Annotated in this window: 18 protein-coding genes; 6 read left to right on the forward strand and 12 right to left on the reverse strand. The window is 66.6% G+C overall.

Translation table 11 applies throughout. From position 1 onward, the window contains the following. Nucleotides 1-84: 84 nt before the first annotated feature. The 10 genes from NOV65_RS14780 to NOV65_RS14825 all read right to left on the reverse strand — a co-directional run bounded on the left by NOV65_RS14780 (nucleotide 85) and on the right by NOV65_RS14825 (nucleotide 13,196). A complete protein-coding gene (locus NOV65_RS14780) occupies nucleotides 85-2,616 on the reverse strand; it encodes a glycoside hydrolase family 2 protein (RefSeq protein WP_257307396.1) in 2,532 nt (843 codons plus the stop codon). After that, nucleotides 2,613-3,596, reverse strand: coding sequence for a DUF1839 family protein (locus NOV65_RS14785; RefSeq protein WP_257307397.1), 984 nt, complete (start codon nucleotides 3,594-3,596; stop codon nucleotides 2,613-2,615). Before NOV65_RS14785 ends, NOV65_RS14780 begins: the two co-directional genes overlap by 4 nt. A gap of 41 nt (nucleotides 3,597-3,637) precedes the next feature. After that, nucleotides 3,638-4,561, reverse strand: coding sequence for an amino acid--[acyl-carrier-protein] ligase (locus tag NOV65_RS14790; protein WP_257307399.1), 924 nt, complete (start codon nucleotides 4,559-4,561; stop codon nucleotides 3,638-3,640). A gap of 2 nt (nucleotides 4,562-4,563) precedes the next feature. Next, nucleotides 4,564-5,754 carry an acyl-CoA dehydrogenase family protein gene (locus tag NOV65_RS14795; RefSeq protein ID WP_257307401.1) on the reverse strand — a complete coding sequence of 397 codons (1,191 nt, stop codon included), beginning with the start codon at nucleotides 5,752-5,754 and terminating at the stop codon, nucleotides 4,564-4,566. Between the two features lie 27 nt (nucleotides 5,755-5,781). Next, nucleotides 5,782-6,021, reverse strand: a complete 240-nt coding sequence (locus NOV65_RS14800) for an acyl carrier protein (protein WP_257307403.1) — start codon at nucleotides 6,019-6,021, stop codon at nucleotides 5,782-5,784. Nucleotides 6,022-6,153: 132 nt separating this feature from the next. Then, on the reverse strand, nucleotides 6,154-7,881 hold the full coding sequence (locus NOV65_RS14805) for a hypothetical protein (protein WP_257307405.1): 1,728 nt from the start codon (nucleotides 7,879-7,881) through the stop codon (nucleotides 6,154-6,156). Further along, the gene (locus NOV65_RS14810) at nucleotides 7,881-10,124 is read right to left on the reverse strand and encodes a glycosyltransferase (RefSeq protein ID WP_257307407.1); all 2,244 of its coding nucleotides are present in this window, start codon (nucleotides 10,122-10,124) and stop codon (nucleotides 7,881-7,883) included. The genes NOV65_RS14805 and NOV65_RS14810 overlap by 1 nt, the downstream gene beginning before the upstream one ends. Then, nucleotides 10,121-12,064, reverse strand: coding sequence for a DUF2334 domain-containing protein (locus tag NOV65_RS14815; protein ID WP_257307409.1), 1,944 nt, complete (start codon nucleotides 12,062-12,064; stop codon nucleotides 10,121-10,123). Before NOV65_RS14815 ends, NOV65_RS14810 begins: the two co-directional genes overlap by 4 nt. After that, the gene (locus NOV65_RS14820; RefSeq protein WP_257307410.1) at nucleotides 12,061-12,849 is read right to left on the reverse strand and encodes a DUF2334 domain-containing protein; all 789 of its coding nucleotides are present in this window, start codon (nucleotides 12,847-12,849) and stop codon (nucleotides 12,061-12,063) included. Before NOV65_RS14820 ends, NOV65_RS14815 begins: the two co-directional genes overlap by 4 nt. A 14-nt stretch (nucleotides 12,850-12,863) precedes the next feature. Further along, the gene (locus NOV65_RS14825; protein ID WP_257307411.1) at nucleotides 12,864-13,196 is read right to left on the reverse strand and encodes an acyltransferase; all 333 of its coding nucleotides are present in this window, start codon (nucleotides 13,194-13,196) and stop codon (nucleotides 12,864-12,866) included. A 259-nt stretch (nucleotides 13,197-13,455) separates the two neighbouring features. Between NOV65_RS14825 and NOV65_RS14830 the strand changes: the two genes are divergently transcribed. The 6 genes from NOV65_RS14830 (at nucleotide 13,456) to NOV65_RS14855 (ending at nucleotide 21,364) form a co-directional block, all read left to right on the forward strand. Next, entirely contained in the window at nucleotides 13,456-14,538 is a 1,083-nt protein-coding gene (locus tag NOV65_RS14830) for a glycosyltransferase family 4 protein (protein ID WP_257307412.1), read from the forward strand. Then, complete coding sequence (locus NOV65_RS14835; RefSeq protein WP_257307413.1) at nucleotides 14,526-16,241, forward strand: adenine nucleotide alpha hydrolase family protein; 1,716 nt, start codon at nucleotides 14,526-14,528, stop codon at nucleotides 16,239-16,241. Before NOV65_RS14830 ends, NOV65_RS14835 begins: the two co-directional genes overlap by 13 nt. Before the next feature lie 219 nt (nucleotides 16,242-16,460). After that, complete coding sequence (gene murJ, locus NOV65_RS14840) at nucleotides 16,461-17,837, forward strand: murein biosynthesis integral membrane protein MurJ (RefSeq protein ID WP_257307414.1); 1,377 nt, start codon at nucleotides 16,461-16,463, stop codon at nucleotides 17,835-17,837. After that, complete coding sequence (locus NOV65_RS14845) at nucleotides 17,830-19,002, forward strand: CapA family protein (RefSeq protein ID WP_257307415.1); 1,173 nt, start codon at nucleotides 17,830-17,832, stop codon at nucleotides 19,000-19,002. The genes murJ and NOV65_RS14845 overlap by 8 nt, the downstream gene beginning before the upstream one ends. Continuing rightward, nucleotides 18,999-20,345 carry an O-antigen ligase family protein gene (locus NOV65_RS14850; RefSeq protein ID WP_257307417.1) on the forward strand — a complete coding sequence of 449 codons (1,347 nt, stop codon included), beginning with the start codon at nucleotides 18,999-19,001 and terminating at the stop codon, nucleotides 20,343-20,345. The genes NOV65_RS14845 and NOV65_RS14850 overlap by 4 nt, the downstream gene beginning before the upstream one ends. Nucleotides 20,346-20,365: 20 nt before the next feature. Further along, nucleotides 20,366-21,364, forward strand: a complete 999-nt coding sequence (locus NOV65_RS14855; protein WP_257307419.1) for an ATP-grasp domain-containing protein — start codon at nucleotides 20,366-20,368, stop codon at nucleotides 21,362-21,364. Between the two features lie 16 nt (nucleotides 21,365-21,380). Here the strand turns inward: NOV65_RS14855 and NOV65_RS14860 are convergent, their stop codons facing one another. Next, on the reverse strand, nucleotides 21,381-21,977 hold the full coding sequence (locus tag NOV65_RS14860; protein WP_257307421.1) for a sugar transferase: 597 nt from the start codon (nucleotides 21,975-21,977) through the stop codon (nucleotides 21,381-21,383). A gap of 2 nt (nucleotides 21,978-21,979) precedes the next feature. Next, nucleotides 21,980-23,137 carry a DegT/DnrJ/EryC1/StrS family aminotransferase gene (locus tag NOV65_RS14865; protein WP_257307423.1) on the reverse strand — a complete coding sequence of 386 codons (1,158 nt, stop codon included), beginning with the start codon at nucleotides 23,135-23,137 and terminating at the stop codon, nucleotides 21,980-21,982. Nucleotides 23,138-23,213: the final 76 nt, after the last annotated feature.

Raw genomic sequence — 23,213 nt, forward strand, 5'->3', positions numbered from 1 at the left:
ATTTCTCAATCAGTTGTATACTGCTAATGGGAATTTTTGAAATAGCACGAACTGCATGCTCGCCTGCATTCCGGGGGCGGGGAGTCAGGGATTCGCCCGGAGGGAGATGGCTTCCCTGAGGTTGAGCGCGCTCAGATCCGCCCTGAAGGTGGCTGCCGGATCCGTGCGTGGCCTGAACCGGATCCGCTTCGTCTGGTGGGGCGCCAGGTGGAAATGGTTGTCCTCCGGCACGTGGCCGCGGCAGGAGAGGGCCACGCTCTGGAGGAACACGGGGGACTGCAGGGTCACGATGTGGGTGCCGTCCGGGCCTGTCTCGGAGGTGGCGGTGATTCCCACCGGATCCTGGAAGGGGAGGTCAAGCCCCAGGGGGAAATGGAAGTCCTCAGCCAGCACCTGGCGGTTCTCCGTGGAGAGCAGTCTTCCGATCACCACATCGTGCTTGGGGGGGCCGAACCGGTAGGCGTAGGTCAGATCCTGGAAGCAGGAGAGCAGCTCGTCGGCCGGAATCGTGCGGGCGCCATGGGCGGGGATCGAGACCGCCCGGTCCGCGTGGCCGACGCGAATCCGGCCCGCCTGGAGCAGGTCCAGTTCGAGGACGCCGTGCAACTCCTCGGCGGTCTCGTTGAGGAGGTGGAGGTGCAGGCCCTCGAGCCCTTCGTCGGTCATCTGGAGCGCCTGCCGGGCCCAGGCTCGCTTGAGGTACCAATAGACGGCCTTGGGCCGGCCGGCGCTGTCGAGCAGTCCCCAGCCCGCACCGGGCCAGAGGTCCTTGTAGAACCAGACCAGGCCGCCGCCGCAGCCACTTCCAGGCCGGCGCCATTCCGAGAAGACGGCCCTCATCACCTCGCCGGTGACTGCGCGGGAGACCGTGAAATACCGCTCCGGGTCGCGGCTGCGGAGCTCGATGGGGTCGAGGCCGAAGAGGGCCTTCAGGTAGTGGTCGCGGATGTCCTCGAAATCCCAGCCGGCGGCGCTGTCCCGTGGCACCCGGGCCTTCCAGCGCGGGTGGTGGGACACGGGCCGGGCGTCGCCGAACACGTCTTCCATGGCCTCGTCCTCAGGCACATTCGAGAAGCCGAGGCATTCGGACGTGAACCGCACCCGGGCGAGCCGCGCATCCCCGAGGGGGCGCTTGTAGGCACCGACTCCGTAATAGTGGGAGATGCCGGTCGAGGGGTGGAAGGGCATCACCCCCTCGGTGGGGGTGGAGGGGAAGTACGGGATGCCGCCGTGCTGGGCTGTGCACAGGCGCGGGAGTTCATCGGAGAAGAAGGCGTTCGACCATTCGGTTGAGGGCAAGCCGAGCATGGCGGCCTGCTGCTCGATCTCGCTCCCCCCGCAGTAGACCGCGAGGCAGGGATGACGCTGCAGCCGGCCCAGCTGGTGGGTGACCTCCCGCTCGACCTCGGCATGAAAAGCCTCGTCGGTGAAGGGGTAGTCCATGTTGGCGAACATGAAGTCCTGCCAGACCAGGATCCCGAGCTCATCACAGAGGCCGTAGAACAACTCGGATTCGTAGACCATCGTGCCGCCGACCCGCAGCATGTTGACCCCGGCATCGCGGGCCAGCACCAGCGCTTGGCGCAGGGCCTCCGGATCGCCCGACAGGGAGCGGAAGTCGTTGACGGTCCAGCAGGCGCCGCGGCAGAACACGGGACGGCCGTTCACCACCAATCGCACTTGGCCATCCTCGCGGTCCATCGAGACGGACTTGAACCCGATCCGGCCGCAGTCGGCCATGATCGGCCCGGCGTCCGTGTCCAGGCGCAGGGTGCAGTCGAGCTGGTCGGGGCGGCCGTGGGTGTGCGGCCACCAGAGCGGTGCGCCCGGGAGGGTGGACTCGCAGGAAAGGCGCACCCGACCCTCGGCCTGGTCCGACACCAGCGGAATGGCGTGGGGCCCGACCTGAAGGGTGGCTCCCGTGACCCTGGAGCCGTCCAGGATCCGCGCCTCGGCCGCCAGCAAGATCCGGCCTTCCAGACCGGACGCGGTGGTCTGGAGGTCGAGACGGGTGAATTCCAGCCTGCAGATCCGCTCCAGCGTGACGGCCCTCCAGGGGCCGATGGGAGCAACGGCCGGGGACCAGCCGGGAATGCGTCCCAGGAGGGTCGTCCGCACCCAGCGGAGGTTCTGGTGGGCGACGAGGGCCGTCTTCCACCGGGGACGGGGCCTGCGGATGGCCAGCTCGGCTGTCAGTGACCGGAAGCAGATCATCAGTTCGTTGTCTGGCCGCAGGAGGTCCGAGACATCGCAAGCATGGGGCAAGAACATGTTACGGGAGGTGCTCAGGCGGGCGCCGTTCAGCCATACCTCGGCGATCGTGGCCAGTCCATCGAAGCGGAGCCGGGCCCGTTCGCCAGCGTCCAGGGCCGGAGCCCGGAAGGTGCAGCGGTACCACCAATCCTCTCCGTCGAGGTGGTTCGCGGCATCGAGAGCCAGGTCCAGGCTGTCGGCCACCGTGCCCGGGACGAGGGCGGGGCGCCAGGGAAGGTGCGCCTCCCGCGCCGCGTCGGCGGTTTCATGGGCGCCGGGCGCGCTGGAGGCCAGCTCCCAGCCGGACTCCAGGGGATCGATCCGGTGCGCGTCCACCCGCGCTCCCGGAAGGGGCTCCGTCATCGGGTCCCTCCGAACTGGCGCACGAGGCCTCCCATGGCCTCCTCCCAACGCTCCGCCATGGTGTCGAGCGGCGACAGGTCGATGGCCTTCCGCCGGGCCATGGAGCGGGCGAGCTGGAACTGGAAAGCCTTGGTGGTCTGCGAGATCTGGTCGAAGGCCGCCTGGGCCGGGGCGAGGTGGTCGACGCCCTGGGCCGTGAGCCAGCCGAGGCAGGTTCCGGCGAGTTCGAAGCAGGCTCCGTACTGACGGAGGGTGACGAAGGAATAGGCGTGGAAGACATCGATATCGGTGGTCAGCAGCCAGTCCAGATCCTGCTGGAACTTCGCCTTGAACGCGGGGAAGGGGTTCCGTTCCGGAATCCGGCCGAGGTGTCTGCCGAGCAGGGCCCGGGAGGCCTCGACCAGCGCGGCCTGGGAGAGGGGGGTGAAGTGAGGGGCCTTTTTCACATACTCGATGTAGGGCGGGAGCATCCGCTCATGCACCAGCCCTTCCATCTGGAAGATGTCGATGAAGTCCCCGTTCTCGAGAACGTGGTAGCCCTGATTGTGGAAGTAGCCCAGGCGCAGGTTGCCGATATCGATCTCGTTGACGGCCACGGTGGATTTCACATGGGCCAGGCGGTAGGCGGTCCCGGACGTATCCGGAAGGTAGTAGGAGTCGAGCTCCACCAGCACCGGGCGACCCGCCCCGACCTGTTCCTCGATGTGGTCCACCAGCGGCCGCCAGGGTGCGAGCTCCTGGATGTCGAAGCCGTAGAGTTCCAGAAGGTCCGCCGGCGGGAACTTGAAGAACGTCCACTGGTCTCCTTCGAAGTCGATGGCCAGCGTGAAGGGGAGCGCGGCCACGGGTTCGTGCCCGAGGCCGTGGAGCAGCTCGATGATCACATCGGAGTAGCAGTTGGTTTCCGCCCAGGTGCGGTTCTCGCCGTGGATGGAATGGCGCTGGTAGGTGGCCGGGTCGAGGGGGAGGATCTGTTTCATGGGGGGTGTGGTCTCGGTGTGCCCCGGGCGGGCCCTGGCGCTCAGCCGAGCTCCAGGACGCCCCGGACTGATTTCGGCCAGGCGCCGATCTCGAGTCCGTGCGTCTTGAAGAGCGCGAGGGCGATGCGCTCCAGCCCGAACCCGATGCAGGCGGAGTGGGCCGGCTGGCCATCGGCGGTGCGGATATCGAAGGCGTGGCCGAAGTAGTCGAGGTGGTAGTTGCACGAGGTGATGGCGGTGGGGCGTTCTTCCGAACAGATGGGGACCACCAGCTCGAACTTCAGGGTCTGCTCTTTCTGCGTGGCCTTCATCATCCGCCCGCCCCGCCCGAAGAAGGGATCGTTGGCGACGACGGCCTCCACTGCCAGGCCCACGGATTGCAGCATCTCCTTCCCGCGCTCCAGCCATGAGTCCCGGTGGGCCAGAGCCTCCTCCGCGGAACCCAACCGGACGTATTCGCGCTGTCGGAAGATCTGCATCCGGGCGGGATCATCGGAGGGTTCGTGGCGGAAGACGAAGGATTTCAGGTCCACGACCCGGCCCCCCGGAGGCAGCGTGCCGGTGGCAGTGGGATACAGGGGGTAGCAGGCCGCGGGGATCATCATCACCTCGCTGGCGGCCAAGTCCCGGCTCCAGTCCTCATCCTTCTCGAACTTGCGGACCAGCTCTGCATGCTCCACGTCGCCGCCCATGAAGCTGTGGACCGAGCCCATGAGATCGGGGAAGTTGTTGATGTGGTTGATCCGGCAGTAGTGATCCCGGTTGAAGATCGGGGGGAAGCGCATCACCTCCGGGTTCAGATGCCGGCCCATCCGGGTCACGTAATGCTCGAACTGGTCGATGACGTGCTCGAAGGTGCCGCTCCGGCCGTACACCCCCTTCACGCCAGAGGGAATCAGGAGGCCCGCCCCGGTCAGCTCGTCGAGGTAGGTCTTATAGGCATCGGTTTCGACAGGGGCGCACATGGTCATCCTTCCCGTTGCAGGATCTGCATGGTGGAGCTCTGGCCGAGGATGCGGTCGTTGTTGACCATCAGCGCGGCGCCGTAGGCGTCCCGCAGCTGCCGGCACAGGGAGAACCTGGAATCATTCCGGTACCCGCTGATGCCGCAGATGAGCATCGCCCGGCCGACGATGTCGATGATGAGCTGCGACGAGGCCACCTTGAGGTTGTTGATCCGGATGCCGAATCCGAAATTGGAGGAGAACGCCTCGGGATCCCCAGCGGACAACAGATGCTGGTACTCCGCCACCGCCTGCTGCACCCCGCCGCGCATGGAGAAGAGGATCGTGTCCACCTCTGCCAGCCGCAAGGCCGAGGGGGGCAGGTTGCCGGGGGTCTTGCGGGCCTCGGTGCGCACGAAGCTCCGGGCGCGGCTGACGGCATCCGAGGCGATGCCCAGCCACAGGGAGCTCCACACGATGTGCGAGAAGGGATGCATCGTCTTCGAATGGATCTCGGCGTAGGGCACGGGGAGGATCTGCGCAGCCAAGCCTTCGGCGGTGAGCGTGAACCCGGAACTGCAGGTGCCCCTGAAGCCGAGCGTGTCCCAACCCGAGATCGGCTTGAGCACGCAATCCTGCTTCCTGACCAGGACATGGGACTGGTCATTGCGGCCCGCGTCGGGAGAGCTCCGGCAGGTGGCCAGGATGGCGTCGGCGGCCTCGCCGTAGGAGATAACGGGGGCCTGCTTTTCGAGGGTGAACCGGTCGCCCCGCACATCCACGGCGCAGAGACTGGAGCGGACATCCCCGCCGATGCCCAGCTCGGTGGTGGCGGAGGCGAGCAGGTACTGATGTTCCACCAGCTCCTGCGCGTAGGCGCGGAAGTACTCCGAGGAAAGCGCATGGTGCACGATGCAGGCGACCTGGATCTGATGCATCGCGAAGACCATCGCGGTCGAGCCGCAGTAGCCCGCGAGCGTCTCACAGATCTTCGACAGGTCGGACAGGGTCAGGCCCATCCCGCCCAGCTCCAGGGGGACATAGCAGCTCAAAAGCCTGGCCGCCTTCAGGGCCCGGAAGGCCTCTTCGGGGAAGCGCCCTTCGCGGTCCACGGCTTCGGCGTGGGGGGCGATGGCCTCCCGCCCGATGTCATGGACCCGCCCCAGGATGGCCGAAAGGCCCTCTCGATGCGGCTGCAACGCGGGTTCACGCATGCCGTGCTCCTTGTCCGGGGGCCCTGCTCAGGTTTTCAAGGCCTCGACCGCCTCGGCGAGGGATTGAATGCTTCCGAAGGTCCTCCGGACCAGCATCCGGTCCGGGAACTCGATGTTGAAGTAGTCCTCCAGGGCCAGCATCAGGTTGACGGTGGTCAGGGAGGTGAGGCCGGCCGCGTAGAGGTCGGACAGATCGCTCAGCGTGTTCACGTCCGCGGAGAGGCGGGCGTGTTTCAGGACGAGCTCGCGTATATCCTTTTGAATCATTCAATTCTCACATGATGAATAGGTGGAAAAAACATGGCTTTGATACCGAGTCTAGGGACTTGGTTAGAGTCTAGGCAGGAGCGGTCCTCCTGGCTAGTGGGATTCTTTCGATTCTGCCGAGGTCGAGGTCTCTTAATTTTCCCGGATGAGATCCACCACGCGGTCATGGGCCCACACCGGGCGGATGGTATGGTCCACACCGGGCAGGACCGTCAGGGCTGGTCGGTTGTCCGGTGGGACATGGCGCTCGAGATAGGAAACGCTGGGATCGCCTTCGCTCGAAATCAGGTTGAGGCGGGTACCACGGCTCATGACGACCCGCATCAGGACGGCGACCTCGTCCTCGGGGCGGCGTCCCCGCAGGCGCGCGATCGCGGCGGCCCCGGCCAGCAGGGCTTTCGAGACGATGGCCCGGGTGACGGCCACAGGGCTGATGCGGCCCGTCAGGAGGCGGCGCCAGCGGCGCAGGTCGAACAACGATGCGCCGATGTGGCTGGTCACTCCCGAAGCTCGCGCGTCGTCGTTCCAGACGAAGGCCAGCCCGTTGAACAGCAGGGCCCGCCGGACCTGACGCCGTGCCGCGAGCTGGATGCCGAGGAACGACCCCGAGCAGAGGCCAACCACATCGATCTCGCCCGCGCCCCGCGCCCGGGCCCAGTCGTACACCTGCAGGACATCCTGGATGGAGGATTCGCTGTACATCGCCTCCAGATCAGGGTGCGGGACGTTGGTCCCGTCGCTGTCCCCCACATCGCGGACATCGAAGCGCAGCGAAGGCCTGCCCTCGGCGGCCAGCGTGCGGGCCGCCCGGGTCCAAAGACGGTTCGGGCCAGATCGGCGGATGCCCCCGGCGTTCAGGAAGAAGGTCCAGGCCACGCCGGGGAGCGCCCCACCGGGAGGCTCACAGAAGATCCCCGAGAGCTCGCCCACGGCCCCGGGAAGCACGACGGTCCGTTCGGTGATGCCGCCCTCGAGCCGAAGCTGGGTCGGCATCCCGGGGGCGACGGGTTCCACCTGGCCCGCATGGACGGCCAGCCAGGCGCCGACGGCCGCTTCGATCTCGGGTCGCAGTTCGGAGTGGTACGAGTTTTCGAGCATGGCCCCGAGCCCGGGAGCGGAGGATACGGTGACTTCCGCCCCGGTGCGCTCGAAGGCCGCCAGGAAGTCGGCCGGAGCCGCGAGCCCGTCCCGGTAGATCACCAGCACCCGGCGGAGCTGCCCTGCCCCGGCCAGCGTCACCGGGGAGAGCTGCTGGAGGGCCTGGACCGTGCGGGGGCCATAGACGAAGCCGCCGGCCTCCACGGCTCCCTCAGGGAGGGCCTTGACCGTGTCGGGGGTATGCCCGTAGGCCTTGGCGGCGGTTTGATGGAAGGCCCGTTCTTCCCGGAGGAAGGCTTTTCCGCTGGCGGGAACGCCCAGCAGGGCCAGCTCATCCAGGCCCGAGGCGGCCAGGGCGATCAGCCCGCCGCCCCGCACGCCGATACCCGCGATGCGGGTGAAGCCCCGGGTGCGGAGCGACTGGGCCGCCGCGGCCACCAGTGCCGCCCCGCTTGCCACGAGATCCACCTGGACGGCCTCGAAGGCGCTGTCACCCAGCGAGGGCCAGTCCAGCCGAAGGACCACATGCCCGGCGCGGGCGAGCGCATCGGCCAGGACCCGGAGGGGGCGGTACGCACAGGTGTCCTCGTAGCCGAGGGGCGGCATCAGGATGACCCCGGTCTCCTTGACCGGTCCCTCTGCCGGTGCCGGGCCATGCTCCACCACGAAGGCATCGCTGAGGTAGTAGCGGGAGCGTCGGATGGCCCGCCCTTCGGGGGCGGGGGCCGTGGGGGGCCCGTTTTCGTCCAGGGGGCGGGACATCAGCGCCCTCCCCCCACGGGGGCCTCGGAGGGAGGGGAGGCGAGGCGGCTGGGGCGACCGGCCCGTGCCCTGGCGGAGATCTCCCCCATGGTCAGGGGCACCACGCCGTAGCGTTCCCGCAGGGTCACGTGGAACCGGAGCAGTTCCTCCAGGTTCGCCAGGTTCTCCCGGAGCTGGGTCCCGAAGTTGTGGGGATGCCACCAGAGGTGGAAGCACTGCCCAGCCTTCGCCGTCGCCTCCATGGCCCGCTTGATCCGCCGCATGCGCAACCTGTCCAGACCTCCCCCCAGATAGGGGCTGGCCGGCCTCAGGAATCGGCTGGAAGGGCAATTGATCAATCCACCCTCCTCAAAGGGGATGAAGCCGTTGGAGCCGGAAAGGTTCAGGTAGTGGTCCAGCAGGCGGGTGGCCCGCAGGGGGAGCCTCTGACCTTCGTCGGGGGCCTCGTTGTACATCCAGGCCCTTTCGTTGCCGCGGAAACAGGTGAACCCGGTCTCTGCGCACACGGGCAGATACTGGGGGTTGTACTGGTTCCGTGGGAACACGAAGCTTACCGGGCGCTGCGTCAGCCGCTGGACGGCGGCGATGGAGGCCTCCAAGTCGGCGCGGAACTGGGCCTCGGTCTGGCCCTTCTCCAGGCAATAGAAGTGGGAGAAGGTGTGGCTTCCAAGCTCCATGCCCTCGCAGTCGAGGATCTGGCGGGCCATGGAGATGCCGAAATGGTAGGGGTCGGAGCGTTCGTCGTCGCCGATCAGATCCAAGGTCCGATAGGGATTCAGGTCCTCGCGGTCATAGGTGGGCAGCATGTCCGGCAGATGCCGGAGGAGGTCCTTGCGGGTCTCGAACAAGGTCATGCCCACCGCAGCCCAGGTGGCCTTGACGCCGTACTTCCCGAACAGCTTCAACATGGCGGGGACGGCTTCGCGCTCGCCCAGGATGTTGGCGCCGTACGAATCGATGGTGCGCTTGTCGCGCATGCCCCACAGCAGCTCGAAATCCAGCGAAATGACGAATGCGGGCGCCTGCTTCGTCGGGAGGTTCCTCGCCGTGGCGGAACTCTGCAAGAGCAGGCTCTCCCACCGGTCTGCGATGCGCTCCTGGTCGAACCGGCTGATCATGCGCTCCCGGCCGTGAGCGCCCATGTGCTGGAGCGTCGGAGGATTCAGGGCCATCGCGCCCAGCATCTGTTCGGCCAGGGCATCGGGATTTTGAGGGGGGACGATCCAACCCGATCGGCCCGGCTCGACCAGGTCGCGGATCCCTCCGACATCGGTGGCCACGACGGGCAGACCCGAGGCAAGGGCCTCCATCACGGCATTGGGAAGACCCTCCCAGGCCGAAGAAAGCACGAACGCGTCGGCCGCTTTCAAGAGGCGGGCCACGTCCGTGCGCTTTCCGAGGAAATGCACGACTTCCTCCAGCCCACGCGCCGCGGCTTCCGCCTGGAGAGCGGCGAGGGCCTCGCCGCCCCCCGCGATGGACAACCGGAACCGGGGGTCGGCCGCGGCGCACTTGGCCGCGGCATCCAGCATGGTGGGGTAGTCCTTCGCCTTGTTGAGGGTGCCGACCGCGATCCACAGGAAGGCGCCTGGGGCGATCCCGAGTTCGGCCCGCACTTCCTCGCGGGGTGCGGAGGATGGGAACTCCGAGGTGAACATCCCGTTCGGGATCACGAGCGTCTTCCTTGGGGTGAGGGCCCGGCGCGAGATCATGTAGTTGATCCCGGCCTGGGAGTTGGCCACGGTGAGATTGATCAGGGGTTCCGTGATCCGGTAGACCCGTTCGCGGAGGGAGGTCTTGGCGAAGGCCGTGCGGAGGGATCCGATGATCACGGGCACGCCGGCGAGCCGCCCGCACACGCGGCCCATGACGTCCGAGTGGTAGCTGAAGCAGATCAGGGTGGCAGGCCGCCAGGCTCGCAAGGTCCGGATGAGACGCAGCGTGATGCGAAGGGGGATCAGCGGACGGTTTTCCGGCATGCGGACGGATTCGCAGTAACGGTGGGGGATGCCGACCGCAAAGAGCTCCTCTTCGAAATCGCTTCCGGGAAACAGCGAGAGGATGGCCACTCTCCAGCCCCTTTTGCGCAGGGACATGGCGATCCGGACCAGCTGCGTTTCCGCGCCTCCCCGGCCCAGTTGGTCCGTGAGGAACACGATGTCGTACGTCCCGCCCCCGGCGGCTGCGGGGGACCCCCCATCCGAGGCGGGATCCGGGCGGGCCCCCAGGTGGACTCGGATCATGATGCCGACCTCATCCGGTACCGCCTGGCCATGGTCAGGGCCCTTCGTGACAAGCTGACCAGTCCATCCAGCAAGGAAAGGCGGCGATCACCCAGGGCTATGGCCTCGGCGAAGGAGATCATCCTCGGACGCAGCCGTTCCACCTTCCGCCGGAAGGCGTCGACCTGTTCGTCCTCCAGATCGCTGATGTGGTAGCAGAAGGTCCAGACGCCCAGGGGAATGTCCCGCATGGACGCGATCTGCTGAGGAACCCAGACCGTTCCCCGGTTGTCGCGGTAGGGGCCGAGGGCCATGCCGTCGCTGATGGTCCAGATCCCCAGCGCTCTCAGCGCCAGCACGGTGTTTTCGTCGAAGGAGTGCGAGGGCGCGATCCAGACGTCCGGGTGCACACCTTCGCGGGCGAAGATCTCGATCCCGGCTTTCAGTTTTTGGAACTGCTCTTCGTAGCTCAGCCCGGCGAATTCGCTCTTGGCGGGGAACCCGAGGAGGCCCGGTTCGGAATTCACGTAGAGGTGCTGGAACCCGTGCAGGCCGATGGCCCAGCCCCTGGCCTGCCAGCCGCGCACCCGGTCCCAGAAGTCGGGGACCGGAGGTTCGATCATCATCTTCGGATCGCGGTTATCCGGGATGACGGCCAGGATCGGCTTCACATCCAGGTCCATGAGGATCTTCTCGATGGGATTCCAGGCGGACCAGTTCATCGTGGGGCAGAAGTCGTCGATGCGCAGCAGGTAGCGTGGCCCCCCGGCCAGAAGGCTGGTCAGCCCCTTCCTGGAGGCCGGTCGGGGCAGGTCGACCAGGCCAAGCAGGGCCGCTTCCGTGTTCCGGGCCAGAGCCGCGGCGCTGAACAGGGTTTCAATCCGGGTGCGACAGGCTGCGGCCTGCGTGGCGCGGGCCGCAGGGGCCAACCGGAGCAGGTCAGAGACAGCCGATGCAAGTGCCCCGTCATCCCCGATGGCACAGACGCGACCGGTCTCTCCCACGAGGGGGGCGGCGTCTCCCACAGGGGTCGTGACGCAGGGGATGCCGCAGGCCATGGCCTCCCCCAGGACATTGGGGAAACCCTCGTCGGTGGAGGAGAGGACGAGGATGGAGAGGGCGTTATAGGCGCTGGTCATCTCCTGGCTCACCCCCGGCCAGAGCACGCGCTCGGCGATACCCAGGGTCCGCGCCAGGTTCTGAAGGGATTCCAGGTAGGCGGGATCCCCATTGCCCAGGCAGATGAACCAGGCGGCGGGCCATTCCTGGAGCAGCCGTGCCGCCATGCGGAGGAAGGTCGGGTGGTCCTTCACTGGGTCGAGCCGTCCGACGAGCCCGATGAGCTGGGCCTCCTCGGAGACACCCCAGGCTTTCCGTTGGGCCGCACCCTGGTCGGGATCCGGGGAGAAGCGGGCCACATCGAACCCGTTCGGGATCACCTGCATGCACGGCGCGCGCATGCCCATGGCCCGATAGTTCCGGTACCCCGCCTCGGAGTTGAAGATGATCAGATCGACGAAGCGGGAGAGCCACACTTCCACCTTGAGGAGGATCCGGGAAAGGCGATCCAGCTTGGAGTAGTCGCTGCTGGTGCGGCGGATGCCCCACACGATGGGCTTCCGCAGCAGGAGGCCCATCAGGAGGACCACCAGGTTGCCTTGCAGGTAGCCGTGCAGGATGTCCGGCTTGATGCGCCAGGCCAGGGCGAACAGCCGCGGCAGCGCGCCCAGGTAGCCCAGCACGCCCTGCCGCTTGTGGAGGCTGTGCAGGGAGACACCTGGGGTCGCGGCGACCTCCGGCCATAGCGCACCTTCGTTTCGGTAGCCAGGGTCGTAGAACACGGCCACGTGGAGGTTGAACCGGTCCCGGTCCATCACCCGCACAAGCTGGGACAACTGGCGCTCCGCCCCGCCAGCCGCCAGGGAATTGATCAGGAAGAGGATGCAGGGCTTCCGGCTCATCCGGCCAACTTGCCCAGTTCACGCAGACGGCGTCGGGTGGCCCAGATCGGCCCCAGGATTCGATGGGTCCAGAGGAACTCCGCGAAGCCGCTCCAGCGGTCCGACAGGGAAATCCGCCGCCCTTCATAGTCGCAGAGCACGGCAGGGACGTCGGTGATCCGGGAAGCGTAGATCTGAAGGTCTTTGGCAAACTGGTCCAGCCGCTGGGCGGACCAGGCATTGTGGTGGTTGCACACCGTCCAGACCCCCTCGGGCTTCGGGTGGAAACTCCACAGCTGCTGGGGCAACCAGGTGATCCCGTTGGCCTCCGTGAAGGGGCGGGGCCAAAGGCCGTCGCTGATCACGCCCACCCCAAGCTCGGCCAGGAGCCCCACGGTGGTGCGGTCGAAGGAATGGGAGGGCGCCACCCAGGCATCGACGCGTACGCCCTGTTCGGCGAAGATCGCGAGGGCCTTCCGCAGCTTCGCCTCCTGTTCGGCGCGGGGCAGGCCCGCGAATTCACTCTGCGGAGTCACACCGAGCATCCCTGCGTTCTTGTTCACGTAGAGGTGCTGGTAGCCGTGCAAGGCGATGGTGTAGCCCGTGGCCTGCCACTGTCGCACCCGGTCCCAGAAGTCCTGGCGGGGCGGATCCACCATCAGCTTGGGGTCGCGGTTGTCGGGCACCACCGCCAGGATGGGCTTCACCTGGAACTGGACCAGGTGGGCCTCGATGGCTTCCCACATCGACCAGTTCATGGTCGGGCAGATGTCATCGAAGCGGATGAGGTAGCGGCTCTCGGCCATGGCGTTCGTCTCCTTCACCACAGTCGCGGATGGGTTCGGAGCAGCTCGGCGACCGTGTCCTGCCGGTAGGCCGCCCGGCCGTAATCCGGCAAGTTCGCGAGGCACTTCTCGGCGTACTCAGGAAGGGTCATCAGGATCCGGGCAAGAACGCCCCCCGCCACAGTATTGGCAGGTACGTCCCGGGTGACCACGGCCCTGCTTGCGACCACGGTGCTGGGTCCGAAGCTGGCCAGGTACGGCTCAGAGCCGAAGTTTGGGAAGCCCATCAGACGGCAGTCTTTGGCGATCAGGAGACCTTCCTTGACGTGCCTTCTCAATTTCCAGCGCTTCAGTGCTTGGGTGAACACGGGTGGAGTCCTCTTGCTTCCAGAAAGAATCGGATTGAGGTCGGGAACTGGACGGCGGGGGAATGGCTCGACAAAGTGATTTCGCTCTCAGAACATTCTTCTACAATATCTCCTGGTGGCAAAAACCGATAGAATGACGCTTCATGATCGTGTCTATCCCTGATCGCGGCCAGGCTTTCCCACATCTTTAGGCATAGGCATGGAACGCACTAAAGTATGTTTTTTCATATGGGGACTTCGGGCCGCCGGGGCGGAACGGGTGCTTTCCATCCTTGCCAACGAGTGGTCCGCGAAGGGTTGGCAGGTGGTCGTCCTCACCATGGAGGATGGCCGCACGGAGCCCTTCTATCCCTTGGCTCCGGCCATTGAGTTGCGCCCACTGGACCTGCTGGAGGACAGCCATTCGGCGCTTTCGGGACTCCTCCACAACCTCCGCCGTATCCTGAAGCTCCGGCGGGTGCTGCGGGAGGTGCGGCCGACGGTCCTGGTGTCCTTCATCGACAAGGCCAACATCCTCGCCATCCTCGCCTCGCGGGGCCTCGGGATCCCCATCGTCATCTCCGAACGCACGGATCCCTCCCGCCGGACCCTCGGGCGCCTCTGGGACACGCTGCGGGACCTGACCTATCCCCGGGCCGACGCCATCGTCTTCCAGTCGCAGGCTGTCCTGGAGTGGTTCCCGGTCCGGGTCCGGACGAAGGGGCTGGTCATCCCCAACCCCGTGATCGCGCCGCCGCCCTGCGCCGCAGACGGGCCCAAGCCGGGCGCCACCCGCCGCCTGGTGGCCATCGGCCGGTTGGCTCACGTCAAGGGCTTCGACCTGCTCCTGCGGGCCTTCGCCGTGGCCCGGAAACAGGTGCCCGGCTGGACCCTGGACATTTGGGGCGAAGGGCCTGAGCGGAAGGCCCTGGAGGAGCAGGCGATGGCCTTGGGGCTGGGGGGGGAGGTCCGCTTCCCGGGGCTGACGGACCGCCCCTTCGAGGTTCTGCGTGGCGCGGATGTCTTCGTCCTGTCCTCCCGCGCCGAGGGGTTCCCGAACGCCCTGGTGGAGGCCATGGCTTGCGGGACTCCGGTCATCAGCACTGATTTCGGCGGTGCGGCGAGGGAGATCGTCCGGGAAGGGATCGATGGCCTGCTGGTGCCGTCGGAAGATCCTGCGGCGCTGGCCGGCGCCCTGGTGGGCCTGATGGCGGACCCCGCCGCCCGCGAGCGCCTCTCCGGGCGGGCGGTGGAGGTGGTGCAGCGCTTCTCGAGCGGGCGGATCCTCGCCTTGTGGGAGCAGGCCCTGGGCCAGGCCATGGCGTCGCGGGCCGCGGCGGGAGGTGACGCATGTCCAACCTGATCTTCGCCTGCTGGCGGGGGGGCGGGGATGCCCTGGCCGAAGGCGCCCTGCGGAGGGTGGCCGACCGGATCACCGGGCCGGGCCTGGCGGGCCATCCCCACCGGGTGACCCTGGGCCCCCGGGAGGGCCTCTGCCTCACGGGGCCGGTGGGCGCCGCCGTGGTGGAGGGTCTGTCGGCCCGTCTGGGCGCCCTCGCCGGAGTGTGGACGGACTGGCATGTCCCCCGCGCCCCCGTGCCGGACGGGACCTTCGCACTGCTCCGCACCGGCGAGACCGAGGTCGAACTCTGCAGCGACTTTGCGGGCTCGCGGACGCTTTGGTACACCCTCACGGCCACGCACTTCTTCGCATCCACCTCGCAGCGGGCGCTGGTCTGCCTGCTGGAGAGTCTGGACCTCAACCGGGCCGCCTTCGCCTGGTTCCTGTCTTCGGGCTCACTCGGCCCCACCGACGCCTGGGACCGGCGGATCCACCGACTCCCCCCCGACGCCCGGCTGACCCTGGATCGGACCCGGTGGACGTTGGACCTCCAGGCGGGCGCCCTCGAATTCCGGCCACAGCCCATGGAGGCGGAGGCATGCCGGATGGACCTGCAAGCGATCCTGCGGGCCGCGATCCGACGCTTCGACTTCAAGTCGGCCCACTGGGCCCTCCCCCTGTCGGGGGGCTACGACTCCCGGTTCATCCTCGCGACCCTGGTGGAGGCAGGTTGGAACCCCCCCACCATGACCTGGGGTCTTGCGGCCTCCCTCACCCAGCCGGGCAACGACGCATTCATCGCCCGGCAACTCGCGGAGAGGCTGGGACTTTCCCACGACTACCTGCTCACAGAACAGCCCGAAGTCTCGCCCGAAGAGGTCGTGGACCGGTTCCTCGCCGCCAGCGGTGGGACCACGGACCAGCTCTTTCCGTACCTGGACGGCCTGCACATGTGGGCCACGTTCGCGGAGCGCGGCATCGCAGGTGTGATCCGGGGGGACGAGGGTTTCGGCTGGATCCCCGTGAGGACCGTGGCGCACGCACGGAGCTCCGTGGGCCTGGTCCTGCTGAAGGACTGCATGGAGGAAGCGGAGGCGGAGGAGATCGCCGACGGTGGGCAGCGTCTCCCGGAGGGGCTGGAACATCAATCAGACGAATCGATCTCGACGTACCGGGATCGGCTCTACCACGGCTACCGGATCCCTGTCGGTCTCGCGGCCCTGAACGCGGTGAAGGCGCCCTTCGTGGAGATCGCCAGCCCCCTCCTGGAGCGGGAGGTGTTGGCCTTCGTCCGCAGGATGCCGGATGTCCTGCGCACGGATAAGGCCGTCTTCTGCCGGATCGCGAAGGCCGCAGGTCCGCCTCTGCCCTACGCGACGATGGGCGCCGACGACGACCGCAGCGACTACCTGCGTTCGGAACCCTACCTGCGATGGTTCCGCGAGGAACTCGAGAGCGGGACCGTCGAAAAGCTGCTCCCGGAGACCTGGAGGGCCCGGCTCCAGTCCGATCTCCGGGGCGCGGCTGTAGCGGCGCCTTCCACTCGCTCGCTGAGGGCCGCTCTCAAGCGGATTGTCCCGGGTGCGTGGGTCCGCGCCGTCCGCGCCCGGATGGGGCCCGAGCACCCCTCCCGAAGGCTCCTCGTGCTGCGCACGGCGCTCGCCAGCCGGATGGTGCGCCTGCTCGAGGCGGATGCGGGGGCGATGGGTGGCAGAGCCACGTGAGGTCGCGATCGCGGCGCACGGCCCATCGGAATAAACATGCATGAAATGAGTTTGAAACACGTAAATAGCCAATCGATGCCTTGACAGGAACTTGGATCGTGAAACCATGCGAGAAAGCCGCAAGGCCGGTCAACCGGCCGTGCATTCGATGGGATTCGGAACCGTGCCGAGCCAACCTCCGAAACCCCTGAAACGCCGAAACTAGAGGTGGATCCGTACATGGTGGTGGTCGCACTGCGACGAGTCTGGTCTCGCCTTCCCCTCGCCGTGGCCAACCGGGGCGTGGTCCGGGCCGTGCTCACGGTCGGGTTCTTCGCGGTGGGCGTCAAGGTCGTCTCGGTCGTGAAGGAATCCATGGTGGCGGCGACCTTCGGGACCTCCAACGCCTTCGATGCCTTCGTGATCGCCACCCTGGCTCCCACCGTAGTCGTCAGCCTCATCTCCAATTCCCTGAACGCGGCCCTGATCCCAACCTACATCGGCGTCCGCAAGAAGGAGGGGCAGGACTCGGCCGGGCGGCTCTACGCGACGGTCCTGCTCCTCAACCTTATGCTGTTGGCGGTTCTTTCCCTGGTCATCGCCTTGACCACGCCGCGGTGGCTGCCCCTCATCGCCTCGGGCTTTTCGGCTGAGAAGCTTGCGCTGGCGCAACGCCTTGTCTACTGGTCCATGCCCCTGGTGGTGGCGACCGGATTGTCCACGACCTGGGGCGCGATCCTCAATGCCCAGGAGCGGTTTGGTGTCGTGGCCTTGGCGCCGGCCCTGCAGCCGCTCTCGATACTCCTGGTCCTCCTCGTCGCCTTCCGATTGTGGGGCATCGGGGCCCTGGTTGCTGGAACCCTGCTCGGCGCGGTGCTGGAGGCGGGGCTTATCGGCTACAGCCTGTTCCGCCAGGGGCACTCCCTCCTACCGCATTGGCACGGTCTCACCGAGCCTGTCCGCCGCGTGCTCGCGCAATACGGAGCCACCATCAGCGGAGCCTTCCTGATCACGTCGATGTCCCTGGTGGATCAGGGCATGGCCTCCATGCTGGGGCCTGGGAGCAACAGCGCCCTGAGCTACGGGATGAAGATCCCCTCGGCCTTCGCAGGCCTGGGCATGGCGGCCTTGGGTACCGCCGTGCTGCCCCGGTTCTCCCAGCTCGTCAGCGACGAGAACTGGCTGGAATTCCGCCGGACGCTTTGGAAGTACCTCCTCATCGTGGGGGCCCTGAGCATCCTCCTGGCTTGCGGACTCGCGGTGGGCTCCAAGCTCATCACCACGCTGCTCTATGAACGAGGGCGCTTCCAGGCCCGCGATACGGAACTCGTCTCGTGGATCCAGATGTTCTACCTGCTGCGCCTGCCCATCCCCATCACCGCCACGTTGCTGGTCAGGGCCCTCAATGCCATGCGCGCCAACCACATCCTGGCGGCGATCGCCGTCCTGCAGGCCGTCCTCAACGCCGTCCTTGACTGGGTCTTCATGCAACGCATGGGGGCCCCGGGGATCGCGGCCGCGTCCCTGGGTGTGTCCATGGTCGCCTTCACCTGCGTCTCGCTTTCCGTCTGGTGGCTGCTGGACAAGCACTGCCGAGGAGCCGCTGTCCATGAGTGAGAACGACGTCCGCGTCTTCCTCGGAGGGGACATCTGCCCGATCGGACGGATGTCTGGTCCCTTTGCCAAGGGGGAGCCCGGCCCCATCTTCGGTGATGTGCTCGACCTCATCCGGACCTGCGACTTCGCCCTGGCGAACCTGGAGTGCCCGCTGGTCGACGGAGACCCGAGACCGGTCCCGAAATCGGGGCCGAACCTGCGCGCGGCGCCCGAAGTGGCCGCCACGCTCCGGAAGAGCGGATTCCAGGCCATGGGCCTCGCCAACAACCACATCATGGATTTTGGTCCGGAGGGCCTGGAGCAGACCCGATCCGCCTGTGCCGCCGCCAACCTGGATGTCTTCGGCGCCGGTCCTTCGCTGGCGGAGGCGCGCCGGCCGCTCATCGTGACATTGAAGGGGAGGCGGATCGCCTTCCTCGCGGTCGCGGAGGATGAGGGTTGCCTGGCCACCGATCGACGCCCGGGGGCCAATCCGGTGGACCCCATCTGGGTGGTGCGCACCCTGGCGGAATTCCGGGGACAGTTCGATCACCTGGTGGTCCTGCTGCACGGTGGGACCGAAGGCTACCCCTACCCGGCGCCCTGGCTGAGGGAGGTCTCCAGGTTCCTGGTCGAGCAGGGCGCCGATGTGGTCGTTTGCCAGCACTCCCATTGTGTGGGGTCCATGGAGGTCCATCAGGGCGGGACGATCCTCTACGGACAGGGGAACTTCATTTTCGATTACGCCGATCACGGCCCATTGGGAAACACGGGGCTGGGCCTGGTGATCACCTTCCGGTTGGGCCAGCCCACCTCGGTGTCGCTGCATCCCGTGACGCAGGTCCCGGGAGGAAACGGCATCCGGCTTTGCGCGGACCCGGAGGCGCAGGCGACCCTGGCACGGCTCCGGGCCCAGTCGGAGGTGCTGGCTGATCCGGAGCGTTACTCCTTGGCCTGGCAGGAATTCTGCAGCCAGCGCAGCGCCAGCTTCCTGACGCGGCTCTTCGGGCTCGGGCGCTGGCTCCAGCGGGTGAATCGGTGGGGGTGGCTGTTCCGCCACCTGACTCGGTCGGACCTGCTCCGGGTCCACAACGTGGTCAGCTGCGAAAGCCACCGGAACGCGCTCCGGACCGCCCTTGACCACCTGATCGACCTCAAGCTGCCGCCGAGCGGAGGACGAGGATGACGGTTCCCCAGGCAACCCCTCGGTCGGAACAGGGATCTGAACGGGCCTGGACCGCCCCCGACCCGCCACGGGAGGACGGGTCCGGCGGTGACTGGACCCAGACCTACGAGTTGAAGGGGACCTGGACATTCGTGAGCTGGGGGGCGATGGTCACCATCGCCCTGGTACCCTTCACCAACCTCTTCCTCCCGGGAACCGACCGCCAGTACTCGGTGATGAGCGTGACCCAGTTGTTCTTCTGGGCCTGCCTCCTGCTCTCACCCCGGGTCCTCAAGCGGGGTCTCTCGTCCATCCTCATCTGGATGATGGTGCTGTTCGGCATCCGGTACGTCTACGGATCGCTGCTGTCCAATCTGCCAGAGCAGATGGCCGATTCCACCCGCAACATGATCCGGCCCATGCTCTGGGCCTGGGTCCTCACCGCCGCCATGCGGGTGGATCAGATCCGGAAGCGGGGCTGCGATTTCTTCGTCCTCGGCTGCACCGTCGCCGGAGTGCTCCACTTGCTCGGTGTGGGAACCGAACAGTCGATCGGGGAAGTCCTGAATGCCCAGCGCATCTCGGCTTTCGAGCTGAATGCGAATGTCCTCGGTGTCATCTACGCCACCGGCTTTTTGATCGCCCTTGCCAGGGTGATCCAGGCCCGCGCCGGCTACGGACGCTTCACCCGCCTCCTGTTCGCGGGGGCGGGAGTCATCGCCTTGCTCGGTCTGCTGTTGACGGGTTCGCGCACGGCGGGGGTATTCGTCGCCGTGGGTTCCCTGGTGCTTGTCATGGTCGAGACTCGGCGGGCGGGATGGTCTCAGCCCGCCATCCTGACGACGGTCCTGCTCGTGGGTGGGCTCCTGGGGGTGGGTCTGGTCAACTCCATCATCGGGCAGAGGTCGGAACGCATCGTGGATTCGGGGGTCAGCAGCGAGGCCCGGGCACGGATGGCCCCGATCCTCATCGAGCAGTTCCTCCGGGCCCCGCTGCTGGGGCTGGGGCCCGAGAACTATCGCGCGGAACTCGGACACCGGTCGAGGTCCGATAATTCCGATTTTGGAATCGTGGCCCACAATCAATTGGCCATGTTCGCCGTGGAGATGGGGCTCTTCGGCATCGTTCCTTTTTTGAGTCTCTGCGGCCTGCTCATCTACCAATCCTGGCGGGTCCGCATGCTGGAAGGCGGCCTCCCCCTCGCGTTGGCGCTCCCTTGCGTGATCACGGCCTGCACGACCTCCAACATCGCATTCCATTGGCATTTCCACTTCATCGTGGGATTGGTCGCGGGCGCCTTCTGGGCGCAGCGGATGCGCCAGGACTCCTTAGAAGGCACTGCTTCCATGAATGGCGAGCCATGATCATCGGATTGAGTGATCGCATGCGCCGGTCCCCCGCGGACTGGCGGGGGGAATTCGAGAAGGCTTGCGCCACCCTTGGCCAGGAGGCCCGTGGCATCCCAGTGGATCGTCACGACTGGATGGAGGCGGTGAGGGGCGCTGATCTTTTCGTGTGGCGTCCGACGATGGGCGACTCGAGCGAGATGGCCGAGATCCGGACCAAGATCCCCCTCATCGAGGCGATGGGAATCCCCTGCTTCCCCAATTCCCTCATGCTCTGGCTCTACGACGACAAGATCCGCGAGACCCTCTTCCTGAAGGCCCATGGCCATCCGGTGCCCGAGACCTTCATCAGCTTCAACGAAGCGGAATCGCGGACGTACCTGGAAGGTGCGACGTATCCCCTCATCGCGAAAACGCACATGGGCGCCTCGGCGAGCGGCGTGGTCCGCCTGGGGGACCGTGCCGAGGCCCTGCGTCTGCTGAAGGGCATCTTCCGGGGACAGAGCCTCCTGGAGAAGGTGATGGAGAAATACCATTACATCCCGCGCCTGGCGAAAGGCGACTTCCTCCTGTCGAGGAAGTACCGGTACTTGAACGCTTGCCCCAACTACACCTATGTCCAGGAATTCATCAAGACCGACTCGGACTGGCGCATCACGACCCTGGGAAGGGACCTCGTGTCCGTGTTCGTCCGGCGGAACCGGCCCGACGACTTCCGGGCGAGTGGCAGTGGGCGGTGGGAGATGGTCGAGCCGGGCGATCTGCCCGGAGAGGCCTGTGATCTGGCCCTGGAGATCAGCAACCGGCACGGGTTCAGCTCCATGGCCTACGACTTCATGAAGAGCTCGAAGGGCTGGGTCATCGGCGAGCTCTCGATGACCTTCGTGCTGAACGATGTCTACACCACGACCCTCTTCCGCCGGACCGCAGAAGGATATGAAAAGCAGGCGCCGATCCCCATCGGGGTCATGCACCTGTCCGCTCTGCTGGAGGCCCGGGAAAGAGGGACGGCGATCCCCCACTGGCCCCTGTCCTGAGAGATGCTCCGAGGGGCTACACCCGCCCTGGCGCGAGGAGGCCGAGGGTGGCCAGGATCACCTTGACGTTGCGCCAGATCCCCGCCCTTGCGGCGTAGTCGAGGTTGATGCGGATCTTGTCCGGCAGGATCGTCCCGGTGTAGTAGGCCTCGGGATCATCATGGCCCTCCAGCAGATCGCTCTCGTGCCGGTAGGCGATGGAGGCAAGATCCGTGATGCCCGGACGAAGATCCAGCACCCGGCGCTGCGATTCCGTATAGAGCGCCACGTACCGGGGCAACTCGGGCCGGGGGCCCACGAAGCCCATCTCGCCGGTGAGCACATTGATCAGCTGTGGGAGTTCGTCGAGTTTCCAGCGCCGCAGCCAGGCGCCTGTCTGCGTCACGCGAGGGTCCCCGCTCACGGTGAGGGCGCGCCCGATCCGGTCCGCGTCCACCACCATGGTCCGGAATTTCCAGATCCGGAAGGGACGGCCGCCCCGACCCACCCGTACCTGCCGGTAGAAGACCGGGCCGCCTTCCGCGAGCCGGATGAGGGCGGCGATGAGGAGCAGGCCCGGGGAGAGCAGGGTCAGTCCGAGAACCGCGCCCAGGAAGTCGAAGAGCCGCGTCATGATCAGGCCTGGTTCGAGCCGAGAAGATCCTCAAGGGCCTCGCAGACGTCGGAGACATCCTGGTCCGTCATTCCCGGATGCAGAGGGAGGCTCAACATCCGGCTGAAGGCATCTGCAGCCACGGGGCAAGCCTCGGGCCGGTATCCGTACTTGTCCCGGTAGTAGGGATGCATGTGCACCGGGAGGTAGTGCACCGAGGTCCCGATGTTGCGGGCCTTGAGGCCCTCGATGAGGGCGTTCCGGTCGATCCGGAGCTGCTCCGGCCGCAGGCGGAGCACATACAGGTGCCAGCTCGACACCACCTCCGGGCGTTCGACGGGGAGTTGGAGGCAGGCCAGGTGGCCCAGCCTTTCCTGGTAGGTGGCCACGACTTCCCGGCGCCGCCGCTGGAAGTCCTCCAGGCGGTCCAGCTGATGCAGGCCCAGGGCCGCCTGGATATCCGTCATGTTGTACTTGAACCCAGGCAGGACGACTTCGTAGTACCAGGAGCCGCTCCGGTCGAAGCGCTTCCAGGCATCCCGGTTCATGCCGTGATGGCCGTAGATGCGGCTCTTCTCCACGAGATCCGCGTCTCCGGTCAGGCAGCCGCCCTCCGAGGTGGTGATGTTCTTGGTGGCGTAGAAGCTGAAGGCCGCGAGGTTGGACCGGGAACCCACGAGGTCGCCCCGGTAGCGCGCGGAGATGGCGTGCGCGGCGTCCTCGAGGACCTGGAGACCGTGGCGGTCGGCCAGCCCGAAGATGGCGTCGAGATCCACCGGGTGCCCGGCGTAATGGACTGGAAGGATGGCCTTGGTTCTCGGGGTGATGGCACGGGCCGCGGCTTCGGGATCCAGGTTCAACGTGTCTGCGGTCACGTCCACCAGGATCGGCCTGGCGCCGACGTGTTCGACGACGTTTGCCGTGGCGCAGAAGGTCATGGAGGGCACGAGCACCTCATCGCCGGGGCCGATGCCCATGGCCAGGAGGCCCACGTGGAGGCCGGCCGTGCAGGAGTTGAGACCCACCACGGCCGGCGCGCCGAAATAGTCCTTCAGCTTGGTCTCGAACGCCTTGGTTTTCGGCCCCGTCGTGATCCAGTCGGACCTCAGGGTGTCCATCACTTCATCGCGCTCCAGGTCGCCGATGGAGGGCGGGCTGAAAGGCAGGAAGGTCTCCCTCATGAAATCCCTTTCGAAGACAAAATATTAATCGATTTATTCTATCAGCGAAGATGACAAATAAGGTCATCAGAAGGCG

The sequence above is a fragment of the Geothrix campi genome (assembly GCF_024609265.1).
Lineage (GTDB): Bacteria > Acidobacteriota > Holophagae > Holophagales > Holophagaceae > Geothrix > Geothrix campi.